This is a genomic window from Rheinheimera sp. WS51 (assembly GCF_050936095.1).
In the GTDB taxonomy this organism is placed as follows: domain Bacteria; phylum Pseudomonadota; class Gammaproteobacteria; order Enterobacterales; family Alteromonadaceae; genus Alishewanella.
Map to the genome: position 1 here is coordinate 437,306 of NZ_JBOTRC010000001.1, position 14,419 is coordinate 451,724.

Consider the following 14,419-nt stretch of genomic DNA (forward strand, 5'->3'; position numbering starts at 1 on the left):
CAAATGATGCAAAGTTTAGCTAAAAAGCGGATTGCAGTAGTCGGGTTAGGCCTTTCAGGTCTGGCGACTGTGCGCTTTTTACAAAGCTTAGGCATTAAACCTGTCTTAATGGATAGCCGTATTAAGCCGGCCGCTATTGAGCAAATAGCGCCAGATAAAGTAGACGGTATTTATTTAGGCCAGCTAGATGCAAACCGTTTAGCTAAGATGGATATGATAGTGCTAAGCCCAGGTTTAGCGCCTAGCCATCCAGCTATTCGTTTTGCTGTGGCTCAGGGTGTTGAGCTTGTTGGTGATGTTGAGTTATTTGCCCGCTTTTGTCAGAAACCCATTATTGCTATTACCGGCTCTAACGGTAAGTCTACTGTAACTAAGTTAGTTGAAGCCATGCTGCAACAAAGTGGCATTAAGGCCTTAGCGGCAGGCAATATTGGCCTGCCGGTGCTAGATGCTATTAAGCAGCAAGATATTGATGTTTTTGTGCTTGAATTATCTAGCTTCCAGCTTGATACCACCAAATCGTTACATAGTGTGGCCAGCTGCTTATTAAATGTCAGCGCTGATCATTTAGATCGGTACTCAACTATGGCGGCTTATGCAGCGTCAAAGCAAAAAGTGTTTCAACAAACAGAGTTAGCGGTATTTAATTTAGATGATGCAGCTACTTCGCCTCAAGATGCTAAAAAAACCTTAGGCGTGTGCTTAGCAAATGCTAGCTATGGCTTGGTTCAAGTACAAGGTGAGACTTGGTTGAGTCTAGCCGGTGAAGCCTTGATGCCTGTGGCGAAAATGAGCTTATTTGGGGCGCATAATCAGTTTAATGCCCTTGTTGCGGCAGCTTTAGCCTTAACTGCCGGCGCTAACCGAGCAGGCATTATTGCTGCTTTGCAACACTTTACGCCTTTAGCGCATCGCTGCGAGCTAGTGTTAAAACATAATGATATAACCTGGGTAAATGACTCTAAAGCTACCAATATTGGCGCAACCTTAGCCGCTATTGCCGGTTTAAAGCCGGGTATTAAAGGTAATTTAATCTTAATTGCCGGTGGTGATGGTAAAGGGGCTGATATGTCAGAGCTGCAACCCATTTTACAGCGTGATGTGCAGCAGTTAATTACCTTAGGTAAAGATGGCCCAGCTATAGCGGCTTTAATAAACAATAGCATAGAGGTTGAAAGCTTAGCTGAGGCGGTAGCAGCTGCGGCTAAAATTGCCAAGCCGGGTGATATGGTGTTGCTGTCACCTGCATGCGCTAGTTTAGATATGTTTGCAAGCTATGCAGAGCGCGGCGACCTGTTTTGCCAAGCGGTTAAGACGGAGGTGTTATGAAGCAATTAGCACTTTCTATTTGGCAAAACCCATTAGATAGCCTAGCTCAGTGGTGGCATGCCGAAGATGCATCGCCTTACGACAAGCTTTTTCTGATGTTACTAATGGTTATTCTTTGCTTTGGTTTGGTCATGGTAACCAGTGCCTCAGTGCCGGTGGCATCGCGGTTATATGATAATGAGTTACATTTTACCATTCGTCATATTATTTATATTGGTATTGGCTTGGGTGCATCTATTGTTGTCTTGTCTGTGCCTGTGCAATGGTGGCATAACAGCAATATGTTATTACTTATTGCTGGTTTAGCCTTATTAGTGGCGGTATTGCTAATAGGTAAGAACGTCAACGGTAGTACTCGTTGGTTATCTTTAGGCCCTATTGGTATTCAAGCTGCTGAACCGGCTAAATTATTCTTCTTTGTTTATTTATCTAGTTATCTAGTCCGTCGTCATGAAGAAGTAAGAGAGAACTTTAAAGGCTTCTTTAAACCCCTAGTGGTGCTAATTGTGTTTGCCGGTTTGTTATTAATGCAGCCTGACTTAGGCACAGTTATTGTGATGTTTGCTACTACAGTTGCCTTGCTATTTTTAGCTGGCGCTAGAATTTGGCAATTCATTTTATTAATGATGACAGGATTATTATTAATAGCGGCATTAATTTTTTACAGTGAGTATCGCTGGAAACGGGTAACGGCTTTTCTTGACCCTTGGGCCGATCCTTTTGGTAGCGGTTATCAATTAACTCAGTCATTAATGGCATTTGGCCGTGGCAGCTGGTTTGGCCAAGGGTTAGGCAATAGTATTTTAAAACTAGAATACTTACCTGAAGCGCATACCGACTTTATTTTATCGGTTATTGCCGAGGAAACCGGTTTTGTTGGCGTAACTATATTAGTCGCCTTATTGTTTACATTAGTTTATCGGGCTTTACGCATGGGCCAGCGTGCTTTAGCCAAAAACATGAGTTTTCATGGCTTTTTAGCTTATGCCTTGGCTATTTGGATTGGTTTTCAATCTGCTGTCAATATAGGCGTTGCTACCGGTGCCTTGCCAACAAAGGGCTTAACTTTACCTTTCGTGAGCTCTGGGGGCAGTAGCTTAATTGTTATGCTAACTGCCGCAGCATTATTGCTACGAATTGATTTTGAAACCCGCTTAAAAGGCCGACAGGCCGTTAGTGGTGGCCGCCATGACTAAGCTAAATAAATCGCCACGTATTTTAATTATGGCCGGTGGCACCGGTGGTCATATTTTCCCTGCTAAGGCAGTGGCAATGGCTTTGTTAGACCAAGGTTGGCAAGTAGATTGGCTAGGTAGCCATGACCGGATGGAAGCGCAGTTAGTGCCTAGTTTTGGTATACCATTTCATAGCATTCAAATTTCTGGTTTAAGAGGCAAAACGAAATTGTCTTTATTAAAAGCCCCTTGGATGTTGATTAAGTCGGTTTGGCAATCGCGCCGTATTATTAAACAACTACAGCCAGATGTTGTGTTAGGTTTTGGTGGTTACGCCAGCGGGCCGGGTGGTTTAGCGGCTTGGTTAAGAGGTGTGCCTTTACTTATTCATGAACAAAATGCAGTTGCTGGCAGTACCAATAAACTGTTGGCTAAATTTGCCCGTCAGGTTTTAGTGGCCTTTCCAACGGCTTTTAGCGCTTTAACTAAACAGCGTTTAGTTGGTAACCCGGTGCGAGCTGAATTAATTAGTGCTGGACATCAGCCTAACTTAGACAACGTTAGCACTAATGAAAAAAGCACTAACCAAGAAAACAGAAGCTTACATATTTTAGTTATTGGCGGCAGTTTAGGGGCCAAAGCGTTAAATGAGCAACTCCCCGCTATTTTTTCTGCAGCGGCTAAAAATGGCCAAATTAAAGTACAGCATCAAACAGGCCCAGTCTTGTTGGCTAGCACCCAAGCTTGTTATAGCGAATTGGCTCAGCCTGGGTTAAGTGTTGATGTGGCAGCATTTATCGATGATATGGCATCAGCTTATCGCTGGGCCGATCTGGTGATTTGCCGAGCTGGTGCCTCTACGGTGAGTGAAGTAGCCAGTGCTGGCGTGGCTGCTATTTTTGTGCCGTTGCCTAATGCAATTGATGATCATCAAACGGCTAACGCAAACTGGTTAAGCCAACAACAGGCTGCGTTAGTGATTAAACAAACAGATTTAACGGCTGCCAATTTGCTGCCTTTATTACAAGAGTGGCTTGCAGATAAAGCGCCATTGCGCAAACTTGCAGCTGCAGCGAAAAGCTGTGCTTTAGATAATGCAACCGAGCAGGTTGTCCAGTTTTGCCAGCAAGTTGTCGGGCAGCCAGTAACAGGAACAAAAATATGAATCAGGCTCCACAGCAACAAAAGCTTGCTATGCGCAGAGTTGAGCGCATTCACTTCGTCGGCATCGGTGGTGCCGGCATGGGCGGAATTGCTGAAGTGTTAGTTAATGAGGGTTACAACGTATCAGGCTCTGATATTGCCCCTAATGCGGTTACAGAGCGGTTAACTCAATTAGGCGTTGTTGTTCATTTTGGTCATAGTGCTAGTTATATTTCTGGTGCCAGTGTTGTTGTTGTTTCTAGTGCTATTAATCCAGACAATGCTGAAGTTAATGCTGCACGCGCGTTGCGGATCCCTGTGGTGCGCCGTGCTGAAATGCTGGGTGAGTTAATGCGTTTTCGTCATGGCATTGCTGTGGCTGGAACTCATGGTAAAACAACAACAACCAGCTTATTAGCCTCTATTTTCGCCGAAGCTGGGACAGATCCTACTTTTGTTATTGGTGGTTTATTAAATTCAGCTGGCTCTAATGCGCGTTTAGGGGCAGGGCGCTATTTAATTGCAGAAGCAGATGAAAGTGATGCCTCTTTCTTACATTTACAGCCATTAACAACTGTTGTGACTAATATCGAAGCCGACCATATGGATACCTACCAAGGCGACTTTGAGAAGATGAAAGAGACCTATCTGGAGTTTTGTCATAACTTGCCTTTTTATGGTGTTGCCGTTATTTGCTTAGATGATCCTGTGTTGCGAGAGTTAATTCCGCAAATAGGTCGAACTATTTTAACCTATGGCTTTAGCGCTGATGCTGATTTTGTAATTAGTGGCTTTTCGCAACAAGGCACAGAAAGCCGTTTTACGCTTACTGATCCTAGCGGTAACCAGCGCGAGGTTAGGTTAAACCTGCCAGGTAAACATAATGCGCTTAATGCAACAGCGGCATTTGCTTTAGCCTTAGATGAAGGCATCGCAGAGCCGGCAATATTAGCTGCCTTGCAGAAGTTTGAAGGTATTGGCCGTCGTTTTCAGCAATATGGTGAGTTTGAGACAGGTAAAGGTAAAGTATTATTACTTGATGATTATGGGCATCACCCAACAGAAGTTGCTGCCACTATATCAGCAGTGCGTGCCGCTTGGCCGCAGCGGCGTTTAGTTATGGCTTATCAGCCGCACCGTTATAGCCGAACGCGCGACTTATACGAAGACTTTATAAAGGTATTGTCTAGCGTTGATACTTTGCTGTTACTAGAGGTCTATGCAGCGGGTGAAACACCAATAACAGGTGCCGATAGCCGCAGTTTATGTCGCTCTATTCGCACCCGAGGCCAGCTAGATCCTATTTATGTCGCAACGCCGGCAGAGCTGGCCAGTAATGTAGCAGATGTACTGCAAGAAGGTGATGTATTAATTACCCAAGGTGCAGGCAATATTGGTGCTTTAGTTAAGCAGTTAGCAGCCATGAAATTAAATATTGAACAATTAAAACAAACAGCAGGAGCCGCGATATGACAGAAAAAGTTGCGGTGTTATTAGGCGGTAATTCGGCTGAGCGTGAAGTGTCGTTACGCTCGGGTAAAGCTGTGCTTAATGCGTTATTAGAAAACGGTGTTGATGCCTTTGCATTTGATCCTAAGTTTCAGCCATTAACCGAATTAGTAAGTAGTGGCGCCACTAAGGTATTTATTGTTTTGCACGGCCGGGGTGGTGAAGATGGCAGCATGCAAGGCGCATTACAAACCTTAGGTTTAGCCTATACCGGTAGTGGCGTTTTAGGTTCAGCTTTAGCCATGGATAAAATTCGTTGTAAACGATTATTTCAGGCCCAAAACTTAGCAACGGCCCCTTTTGCTGTAGTGCATAGTACAGATACTGATTTTGCTAAATTACTGTCCGATTTAGGCGGTAAAGTGATGGTAAAACCGGCCAACGAAGGCTCAAGTATTGGCATGAGTGCGGCAACAAGTGTGGCAGAGCTGGAACAAGCCATAAAAAATGCCCTAGTTTATGATAGTGAAATTTTAGTTGAGCGCTGGATCAGTGGTCGTGAGTTCACCATCTCAATAGTGAATAACCAAGTATTACCCATTATTGAAATGCGTACGCCACGTGATTTTTATGATTACGAAGCTAAGTATCAAGCGAATTCAACTGAGTATTTATGCCCAGCGCCAATTAGCGCAGAGCAAACAGAATTAATGCAACAATCTGCATTACAGGCTTTTCAAGCCGTAGGGGCAAGCGGTTGGGGGCGAGTTGACTTAATGATGGATCAAGACGGTCAGCATTATTTGTTAGAAGTAAATACTGTCCCTGGCATGACCGAAAAGTCATTGGTGCCAATGGCTGCTAAAGCTGCAGGTATCAGCTTTGGGCAGTTAGTTATGACCATTTTACAGCAGTCGGAGCAACAGCGGTAATGAGCAAAGGTCTGAACATACAATTTAAACAACCAAGCGCATTCTATGCGGGCTTGCTGTTTTTTGTCTGTTCAGTGATTGGTTTAATTTGGGCAGGTGTTGCTGTAAATACTTGGTTGCAGGGGCAGCAAAGTGCGCCAATTAAGCAAGTAAAGCTCTATGGTAACTTTGTCCATATTAAACCAAGTGAATTGCAGCACCAGTTACAACAAGAGTATGTGGGTAGCTTTTTTCATGTTGATGTTGACCAAGTGCAAACGTATTTATTGCAGCAACCTTGGGTGTACCAAGTTGCCATTCGCAAACAATGGCCTGATGCCTTAGTGGTTGTTGTTACCGAGCAACAGCCGGTAGCACGCTGGAATCAGCAGCAGCTAATAAATCAGCATGGTGAGCTATTTAGCGCTCCGTTAACGCAGTTAAAAACCGAGCTGCCTTTATTAGTCGGCCCTGAAGGTAGTGAAAAGGACGCACTGGACATGCTTCAGCATATTCAAGGCTTTTTGGCCTTGCACCAATTTGCGCCGTTACGTTTGGCGTTAACAGAGCGTTTTTCATGGCAGCTAACGTTAACAGACGGTATTGCCTTGAAACTTGGGCGTGAGAATATTTTAAAGCGGGTGCAGCGTTTTGTTGAATTGTACCCGGTGATAACTAAGCATAAGAATGAGCCGGTTAGCGAAGTTGATTTGCGCTACGACACGGGCATAGCTGTACGTTACAGCGATAATGATACGAAGAGAAAAGTATGACAAAGTCGTTAGAACGAGATTTGATCGTAGGTTTAGATATAGGCACTGCCCAAATAAAAGCGGTAGTAGGCGAAATTACGCCTGATAATCGCTTAAGTATTGTCGGGGTAGGCACTCACGTCTCACGCGGTATGGATAAAGGCGGTGTTAACGATCTGAACTTAGTGGTTCAAGCGGTGCAGCGGGCAATTAATGAAGCAGAGTTAATGGCTGACTGTCATGTGTCATCTGTCTATTTAGGCATTTCAGGCAAACATATCCGTTGTCAAAACGAAAGTGGCATGGTGCCAATTAACGACACTGAAGTCACAGCTGAAGATGTGTTAAACGTAATCCATGCAGCTAAATCAGTGCCTATTTCTGCTGAGCGTCGCATGCTACATGTTTTGCCGCAAGAGTATTCAGTCGATATGCAAGAGGGGATTAAAAGCCCTATTGGTATGTCGGGTGTGCGAATGGAAGCTAAGGCGCATATTGTTACCTGCGCTAATGATATGGCGAAAAATATTGAAAAATGTGTTGAACGCTGTGGCTTACAAGTAGACCAACTTATTTTTACCGCCCTAGCTTCTAGCTATGCGGTGTTAACTGACGATGAAAAAGAGTTAGGGGTCTGTGTGGTTGATATCGGTGGTGGCACTATTGATATCACTATCTTTACCAATGGTGCCTTGCGACATACCGCGGTGATCCCGGTGGCGGGTAATCAGGTAACAAGCGATATTGCAAAAATATTTCGTACACCAATTAGCCATGCAGAAGATATCAAAGTGCAGTATGCTTGCGCGCTTCGTAGCATGGTGGGTAAAGAAGAAAGCATTGAAGTGCCCAGTGTCGGCGGACGGCCTGCTCGTTCTATGTCACGGCACACCTTAGCAGAAGTTGTAGAGCCACGTTATCAAGAACTTTTTGAGCTGGTACAAGAAGAAATTCGCAGTTCTGGCTTAGAAGAGCAAGTTGCTGCAGGCATAGTGCTAACGGGCGGTACCGCCAAGATGGAAGGTGCTGTTGAGTTTGCAGAAGATATATTTCAGATGCCGGTGCGCGTAGGACAACCTATGCATATCAGCGGTTTAAAAGAGTATGTACAAGATCCGGCTTACGCCAGTGTTGTCGGGTTGTTGTTGTACGGTAAAGACGCACGAGCAGAGCAGAAAAAGTCTGCAGACGTGCGAAATACAGTCAGTAGTTTCGTCAAACGGATCAGTAGCTGGTTTAAAGGCGAATTTTAAGTTACAAAGCGTAAAAACGGAGAGAGAGCTATGTTTGAATTAATGGAAAACCACAGCCAAGAAGCTGTAATTAAAGTAATAGGTGTTGGCGGCGGCGGCGGTAATGCTGTTGAATATATGGTTGCTAGCAATATTGAAGGTGTTGAATTTATTGCTGCTAATACGGATGCGCAGGCATTACGTAACTCGTCAGCGAATATCACCTTACAACTAGGTGCTACAGTGACTAAAGGCTTAGGTGCTGGTGCTAACCCTGAAATTGGTCGTCGTTCAGCAGAAGAAGATCGCGAGAACATTAAAAAGACCATCGAAGGCGCCGATATGGTTTTTATTGCTGCCGGTATGGGCGGAGGTACAGGTACAGGTGCCGCGCCAGTGGTTGCAGAAATTGCCCGTGAATTAGGCATTCTTACCGTAGCGGTTGTCACTAAACCGTTCCCATTTGAAGGTAAAAAGCGTACTGCTTATGCTGATGAAGGTATTTTAGAGTTAAGCAAGCATGTTGATTCTTTAATTACTATTCCTAATGACAAGCTATTAAAAGTATTAGGTAAAGGCACTAGCTTATTAGATGCGTTTAAAGCTGCGAATAATGTGTTATTAGGCGCTGTTCAAGGTATTGCCGAGTTAATTACTCGTCCTGGTTTAATTAACGTCGACTTTGCTGACGTGCGCACTGTTATGGCTGAAATGGGTACTGCTATGATGGGTAGTGGCCGTGCATCAGGTCCAGACCGTGCTGAAGAAGCAGCAGAGCAAGCTATTTCAAGCCCGTTATTAGAAGATATCGACTTATCAGGTGCTAAAGGTATTTTAGTTAACATTACTGCTGGCTTAGATATCAGTATCGAAGAGTTTGAAATTGTTGGTAACGCGGTTAAAGCCTTTGCTTCAGAAAATGCGACTGTTGTTGTTGGTGCGGTAATTGATACCGAAATGGCCGATGAGTTACGTGTAACTGTAGTGGCTACTGGTATTGGTGCCGAGCGTCGTCCAGATATCAGCTTAGTGCAAAACCGTCAGCCAGAAACTACACGCCCAGTGTATGGTACCGCCGGTGGTAATGCCTTGCAGTCTGAAGCGCAAACTGTCCGCGTAGAACAGCCACAAGTGCAAACTCAGGTTCATAACCAACAGCAAACAGCAGCTAAGCCGCAAGCGGAAAGTAAAGCTAATATTGATATTTTCGATATTCCAGCTTTCTTACGTAAGCAAGCTGACTAAGCTTAACTTGAGTGTTGAGTGTTGAGTGTTGAGTGTTGAGTGTTGAGTGTTGAGTGTTGAGTGTTTAATGCTTAGCGCCAACAGCAACTGTGCTTAAAACTTAATCTGTACAGCTATAACTGTACTGATATTAAGCGCTTGTTCATTACAATTTGGTAAATTGGCCGAGTTATGCTAAACTTCGCCGCCGTTTTGGTTAAGGTTGCTTAAAAATTGAGCAGGACTAAATTATGACAAAACAACGTACCATCAGTAAAAGTGTCAGCTCTATTGGAGTCGGATTACACAAAGGCGAAAAGGTTACGCTAACTCTCCGACCTGCGCCCGATAACACAGGTATTGTGTTTCGCCGTGTTGATCTTGATCCGATAGTTGACTTTAAAGTGTCACCAGAACTGGTAGGTGATACGGTGATGTGTACCTGTTTGATTAATGAAAACGGCGTGCGATTGTCTACTACTGAGCATTTAATGGCAGCAGTAGCTGGCTTAGGTATTGATAACTTAGTTATTGAAGTTGATTCTGCAGAAATTCCAATTATGGATGGCAGTGCTAATCCTTTTGTTTATCTTTTACTAGAAGCTGGTGTTGAAGAACAACGTTTAGCTAAAAAGTTTATTCGAATTAAAAAAACAGTACGAGTAGAAGACGGTGAAAAATGGGCTGAATTTAAGCCTTATCACGGTTTCAAAATTGATTTCGCCATTGATTTTGATCACCCTGTGATCTCAGACACCGTTCAGCATATGAAGTTAGACTTCTCAGCTGCGGGCTTTATTAAAGATATTAGCCGTGCTCGTACTTTTGGTTTTTTACATGAAGTTGAATACTTACGCGCTAACAATCTGGCCTTAGGTGGCAGTTTTGATAACGCGGTTGTATTAGATGAATACCGTGTTTTAAATCAAGATGGCTTACGCTACGACGATGAATTTATTAAACATAAAATATTGGATGCTGTAGGTGACTTATATATGGCGGGTTATAGTATTTTAGGTGAGTTTAGAAGCTATAAAACCGGGCATGCCTTAAATAACCAATTGTTATGTGAGGTGTTGGCGCATCAAGAAAATTGGGAGTTTGTTACTTTTGACGAACAAGAACAACTACCTATTTCTTATTTGGCCCCTCAACTGGCTTAATTTAGCAGCAAGCTTAGTAAGTTTAATAACCAAATTAAAAAAGCCAGTTAATGTTTTGCATTAACTGGCTTTTTGCTTTAGAAATTCAACTAAAGTATCAATTTATTTATCGCGGTTGTTATCACGGCTGTTAACGCAAGTTTTATCACTGGTTGTCTTATTACTGCTAGTACGGTTTTCAGCTAGTCTAATTAATGCTTGCTGAAGCTTGCCATCAGTGCTTTTGGCCACTGATAATAAAGCGTCGGCAGCGTGGTTTGATAGCCTGTGCTGGGTCGCTACAGGCTGGGCTATAGCAACATTAAACTGGCGAATTTGCCCAGTAGGTGAAGGTTCAATTTCAATCCCTGCTAAATCAGGCAAGATTTTTTTGCGAAAATTGTCTAGAATAGCGTCGCGCTGCATTTTAAGCCGAGTAAGCCAAGAAGGAGAGCTGCATAAAATTATGGCTCTACCATCACGAATGGTACTTACACGGCAAGAGGTAAGCTGCTCTAGCTGTAATACTTGCGCTAACACCGTATTCAGCTGTTGCATTAACTTAACTTGCTGCTGTTGGTTTGCTAGCGTGCTATGCGCGAGTACTTTATTGATATCCTTTGGTTTTTCAGTATAACGTGCCATGGCTTTAATGCGCTCGACAAAATTAAATAGCCTGAATAGTGTAACAGCTTCTGTATTTTTTAGCAGAATCTTAAATGGCTCTTGAAAGCTTTAGCTATGGCCACCATATCTAGCGTAATATGGTGAAAAATTCACTTTAAAATACTGGTGTGCATAAACTAGCCAGGGCTGCAATGCAGTTTTAACTTAATATGGTAACTGGATAATGTTTGGAAAACTTTTCACCAAATTAGTTGGTAGCCGCAACGACCGCTTCTTAAAAAAATTACAAAAACAAGTACAGCAAATCAATGCGCTAGAGGCTGAGTATCAAGCCTTAACCGATGACCAGCTGAAAGAAAAAACCGCCTACTTTAAACAAAAAATTAAAGACGGTTCTACACTAGATGATATTTTAGTTGAGGCATTTGCCACAGTTAGAGAAGCCAGCGTTCGCGTTTTTGGCATGCGTCACTTTGATGTACAGTTAGTTGGCGGTATGGTTTTACACCAGGGGCGTATTTCAGAAATGCGTACCGGTGAAGGTAAAACCTTAACTGCTACTTTGCCTGCATATCTTAATGCCTTAGGCGGTGGCAGTGTTCATGTTATTACCGTTAACGACTACTTAGCCCGTCGTGATGCTGAAACAAATGAGCCATTATTCCGTTTCTTAGGTATGACAGTTGGCGTTAACGTGCCAGGCATGGCGCATGTAGATAAGCAAAAAGCCTATGCTGCCGATATCACTTACGGTACTAACAACGAGTTTGGTTTCGACTACCTGCGTGACAATATGGCGTTTTCACCAGATGATCGAGTTCAGCGCGATCAAGCCTACGCTATTATTGATGAAGTTGACTCTATTTTAATCGATGAAGCTCGTACACCATTAATTATTTCTGGCCCTGCTGAAGATAGCTCAGAGCTATATCAGAAAATTGATACCTTAGTGCCGCAACTTGTTAAACAAGAAGAGGAAGACGAAGAAGGTAAACATGGCGATGGTCATTTCACCTTAGACGAAAAAGCGCGTCAGGTGTATTTAACCGAGCAAGGCCAAATTAAAGTGGAAGACATGCTGCGTGAAGCTGGCATGATTGAAGAAGGCGATACACTATTCTCGGCCGCTAATATTACTTTATTACACCACGTTTATGCGGCATTACGTGCCCATCAGTTATTTAAGCGCGATATAGACTATGTAGTAAAAGACGGTGAAATCGTTATTGTTGACGAGCATACCGGCCGTACTATGGAAGGTCGTCGTTGGTCTGAAGGTTTGCACCAGGCGGTTGAAGCGAAAGAAGGGGTTAAAATTCAAAATGAAAACCAAACCTTAGCCTCAATTACTTTCCAAAACTATTTCCGTTTATACGATAAATTATCAGGTATGACGGGTACAGCTGATACAGAAGCTTTTGAGTTCCAACAAATTTATGGCTTAGAAACCATCGTAGTGCCAACTAACCGGCCTATGGTGCGTCAAGATATGCCAGACTTGGTGTACTTAACCGCAGAAGATAAATACCAAGCTATTATTGCTGATATTATTAAAAACCAACAAGCAATGCGGCCTGTTTTAGTGGGTACTGCTTCAATTGAAAGCTCAGAGTATTTGTCTGGTTTATTAAATAAAGCCAAAATTACTCATAAAGTATTAAACGCCAAGTTCCATGCTAATGAAGCCGAAATTATTGCTAATGCCGGTCGTCCAGGCCATGTCACTATTGCAACCAATATGGCAGGTCGCGGTACAGATATCGTATTAGGCGGTAGCTTACAGGCTGAACTTGCTAATTTAACCGATGCGACAGAGCAACAAATAGAGCAAGTTAAAGCAGAGTGGAAAAAGCGCCACGATGCTGTTGTTGAGTCAGGTGGTTTACATATTATTGGTACCGAGCGGCATGAGTCGCGTCGTATTGATAACCAATTACGTGGTCGTTCAGGCCGTCAGGGGGATAAAGGTTCAAGCCGTTTCTATTTATCACTTGAAGACTCATTAATGCGTATTTTCGCGTCAGATCGTATGGCCTCGATGATGCGCCGTCTAGGTATGGAAAAAGGCGAAGCTATCGAGCATCCATGGGTTAGCCGTGCCATTGAAAATGCCCAGCGTAAAGTGGAAGCACGTAACTTTGATATTCGTAAGCAATTGCTTGAATTTGATGATGTTGCCAACGATCAACGTAAAGTGGTTTACGAACAGCGTAATGAGTTATTAGACGCTACAGATATCAGCGAAACCATAGCGGTTATTCGCACCGACGTAGTAGAAGACTTAATTAGCCAGTATATTCCGCCGCAGTCGTTAGACGAAATGTGGGATATTCCAGGTTTAGAGCAGCGTTTAAAAGCAGACTATGCCTTAGATTTACCGATAGCGAAATGGCTAGCGGATGATAAAAAACTGTTTGAAGAAAAACTGCGTGAGCGCATTCAGCAAGAAGTTGAAAATGCGTATAAAGAGAAAGAGCAAATGGTTGGCTCAGACGTATTACGTCAGTTTGAAAAAGCCATTATGATGCAAAGCCTAGATACACACTGGAAAGAGCATCTAGCGGCGATGGATCACCTGCGCCAAGCTATTAACTTACGTGGTTATGCGCAAAAGAATCCTAAGCAAGAATATAAACGCGAAGCCTTTGAGTTATTCTCAGATATGTTAGAAAATCTGAAAATAGACGTTATAGGTGTGCTAGCACGAGTACAAGTTAAAGCTGCAGAAGATGTAGAAGCGGTGGATGAACAACGCCGTAAAGCCGACGCTGTACCACATAGCTACCAACATGATGATGTTGAGCAAATTGGCGGCGAAGTACCAGAAAGCGCAGCAATGAACCCAGAGCCAATGATCCGTGATGGCGTAAAAGTTGGCCGTAACGATCCTTGTCCTTGTGGTTCGGGTAAAAAATATAAACAGTGCCATGGTAAGTTAGTGTAAAGTATGGCTAAAGCAACTAAGCATAATACAGAGTCAGCGCAAGCTGACTCTGTTGTTTTAACTAAAGCCCAATTGCATGTTGCGGTAGGCGTAATAATACGTGAAAACCAAGTGCTACTAAGTCTGCGCAGTAAAAAACAGCATCAAGGCGGCAAGTGGGAATTTCCAGGTGGTAAAGTCGAAGCCAACGAGACTGTCTACCACGCCTTAACGCGAGAGCTAAAAGAAGAGTTAGCAATTACTGTCGTTGCAGCAAGCCCCTTTATGCAGCAAGCTTATAGCTACCCAGAGCGTGATGTCTTATTAGATATCTACCTAGTAACCGACTTTAGCGGTCAACCAGAAGGTTTAGAAGGTCAGCCACTGCAGTGGGTTAGCTTTGAACAATTATCTTCGCTTAATTTTCCAGAAGCAAATTTAGCTATAGTTGAAAAGTTACAGCAGCAGTTTTTATAAATAGCTAGTAATAATTAGGCATTTAGTCGTGCTAT

General features: G+C 43.3%; 12 protein-coding genes. 11 read left to right on the top strand and 1 reads right to left on the bottom strand.

Features of this window, described 5'->3' with window-relative positions; genetic code table 11:
* Positions 1–3: 3 nt before the first annotated feature.
* The 9 genes from murD (at position 4) to lpxC (ending at position 10,378) form a co-directional block, all read left to right on the top strand.
* Positions 4–1,329: a UDP-N-acetylmuramoyl-L-alanine--D-glutamate ligase gene (gene murD, locus ACRCA4_RS02080; RefSeq protein WP_433183443.1), complete on the top strand. Its 1,326-nt coding sequence runs from the start codon at positions 4–6 to the stop codon at positions 1,327–1,329.
* Complete coding sequence (gene ftsW / locus ACRCA4_RS02085) at positions 1,326–2,525, top strand: putative lipid II flippase FtsW (protein WP_433183446.1); 1,200 nt, start codon at positions 1,326–1,328, stop codon at positions 2,523–2,525. The genes murD and ftsW overlap by 4 nt, the downstream gene beginning before the upstream one ends.
* On the top strand, positions 2,518–3,669 hold the full coding sequence (murG, locus tag ACRCA4_RS02090) for an undecaprenyldiphospho-muramoylpentapeptide beta-N-acetylglucosaminyltransferase (RefSeq protein WP_433183448.1): 1,152 nt from the start codon (positions 2,518–2,520) through the stop codon (positions 3,667–3,669). The genes ftsW and murG overlap by 8 nt, the downstream gene beginning before the upstream one ends.
* Positions 3,666–5,120: a UDP-N-acetylmuramate--L-alanine ligase gene (gene murC / locus ACRCA4_RS02095; protein ID WP_433183451.1), complete on the top strand. Its 1,455-nt coding sequence runs from the start codon at positions 3,666–3,668 to the stop codon at positions 5,118–5,120. The genes murG and murC overlap by 4 nt, the downstream gene beginning before the upstream one ends.
* Entirely contained in the window at positions 5,117–6,028 is a 912-nt protein-coding gene (locus ACRCA4_RS02100; protein WP_433183454.1) for a D-alanine--D-alanine ligase, read from the top strand. The genes murC and ACRCA4_RS02100 overlap by 4 nt, the downstream gene beginning before the upstream one ends.
* A complete protein-coding gene (locus ACRCA4_RS02105) occupies positions 6,028–6,780 on the top strand; it encodes a cell division protein FtsQ/DivIB (protein ID WP_433183456.1) in 753 nt (250 codons plus the stop codon). Before ACRCA4_RS02100 ends, ACRCA4_RS02105 begins: the two co-directional genes overlap by 1 nt.
* Complete coding sequence (gene ftsA / locus ACRCA4_RS02110; RefSeq protein WP_433183459.1) at positions 6,777–8,012, top strand: cell division protein FtsA; 1,236 nt, start codon at positions 6,777–6,779, stop codon at positions 8,010–8,012. Before ACRCA4_RS02105 ends, ftsA begins: the two co-directional genes overlap by 4 nt.
* Before the next feature lie 30 nt (positions 8,013–8,042).
* Positions 8,043–9,236, top strand: coding sequence for a cell division protein FtsZ (gene ftsZ / locus ACRCA4_RS02115; RefSeq protein ID WP_433183461.1), 1,194 nt, complete (start codon positions 8,043–8,045; stop codon positions 9,234–9,236).
* Positions 9,237–9,466: 230 nt separating this feature from the next.
* On the top strand, positions 9,467–10,378 hold the full coding sequence (lpxC, locus tag ACRCA4_RS02120) for a UDP-3-O-acyl-N-acetylglucosamine deacetylase (RefSeq protein WP_433183464.1): 912 nt from the start codon (positions 9,467–9,469) through the stop codon (positions 10,376–10,378).
* A 102-nt stretch (positions 10,379–10,480) separates the two neighbouring features.
* On the opposite strand, the gene ACRCA4_RS02125 is transcribed toward lpxC, so the two are convergent.
* Positions 10,481–11,002: a DUF721 domain-containing protein gene (locus ACRCA4_RS02125; RefSeq protein WP_433183467.1), complete on the bottom strand. Its 522-nt coding sequence runs from the start codon at positions 11,000–11,002 to the stop codon at positions 10,481–10,483.
* A gap of 205 nt (positions 11,003–11,207) precedes the next feature.
* On the opposite strand from ACRCA4_RS02125, the gene secA reads away from it, so the two are divergent.
* Together secA and mutT are read left to right on the top strand one after the other, a co-directional pair.
* Complete coding sequence (secA, locus tag ACRCA4_RS02130) at positions 11,208–13,928, top strand: preprotein translocase subunit SecA (protein ID WP_433183470.1); 2,721 nt, start codon at positions 11,208–11,210, stop codon at positions 13,926–13,928.
* Between the two features lie 3 nt (positions 13,929–13,931).
* The gene (gene mutT, locus ACRCA4_RS02135; protein ID WP_433183473.1) at positions 13,932–14,384 is read left to right on the top strand and encodes an 8-oxo-dGTP diphosphatase MutT; all 453 of its coding nucleotides are present in this window, start codon (positions 13,932–13,934) and stop codon (positions 14,382–14,384) included.
* The last annotated feature ends 35 nt before the right edge of the window (positions 14,385–14,419 follow it).

Coding starts and splice junctions, on each gene's coding strand:
- ftsW (WP_433183446.1), top strand. CDS start 1,326: ATGAAGCAATTAGCACTTTCTATTTGGCAAAACCCATTAGATAGCCTA.
- ACRCA4_RS02125 (WP_433183467.1), bottom strand. CDS start 11,002: ATGGCACGTTATACTGAAAAACCAAAGGATATCAATAAAGTACTCGCG.
- murC (WP_433183451.1), top strand. CDS start 3,666: ATGAATCAGGCTCCACAGCAACAAAAGCTTGCTATGCGCAGAGTTGAG.
- lpxC (WP_433183464.1), top strand. CDS start 9,467: ATGACAAAACAACGTACCATCAGTAAAAGTGTCAGCTCTATTGGAGTC.
- ACRCA4_RS02105 (WP_433183456.1), top strand. CDS start 6,028: ATGAGCAAAGGTCTGAACATACAATTTAAACAACCAAGCGCATTCTAT.
- ACRCA4_RS02100 (WP_433183454.1), top strand. CDS start 5,117: ATGACAGAAAAAGTTGCGGTGTTATTAGGCGGTAATTCGGCTGAGCGT.
- murG (WP_433183448.1), top strand. CDS start 2,518: ATGACTAAGCTAAATAAATCGCCACGTATTTTAATTATGGCCGGTGGC.
- mutT (WP_433183473.1), top strand. CDS start 13,932: ATGGCTAAAGCAACTAAGCATAATACAGAGTCAGCGCAAGCTGACTCT.
- ftsZ (WP_433183461.1), top strand. CDS start 8,043: ATGTTTGAATTAATGGAAAACCACAGCCAAGAAGCTGTAATTAAAGTA.
- secA (WP_433183470.1), top strand. CDS start 11,208: ATGTTTGGAAAACTTTTCACCAAATTAGTTGGTAGCCGCAACGACCGC.
- murD (WP_433183443.1), top strand. CDS start 4: ATGATGCAAAGTTTAGCTAAAAAGCGGATTGCAGTAGTCGGGTTAGGC.
- ftsA (WP_433183459.1), top strand. CDS start 6,777: ATGACAAAGTCGTTAGAACGAGATTTGATCGTAGGTTTAGATATAGGC.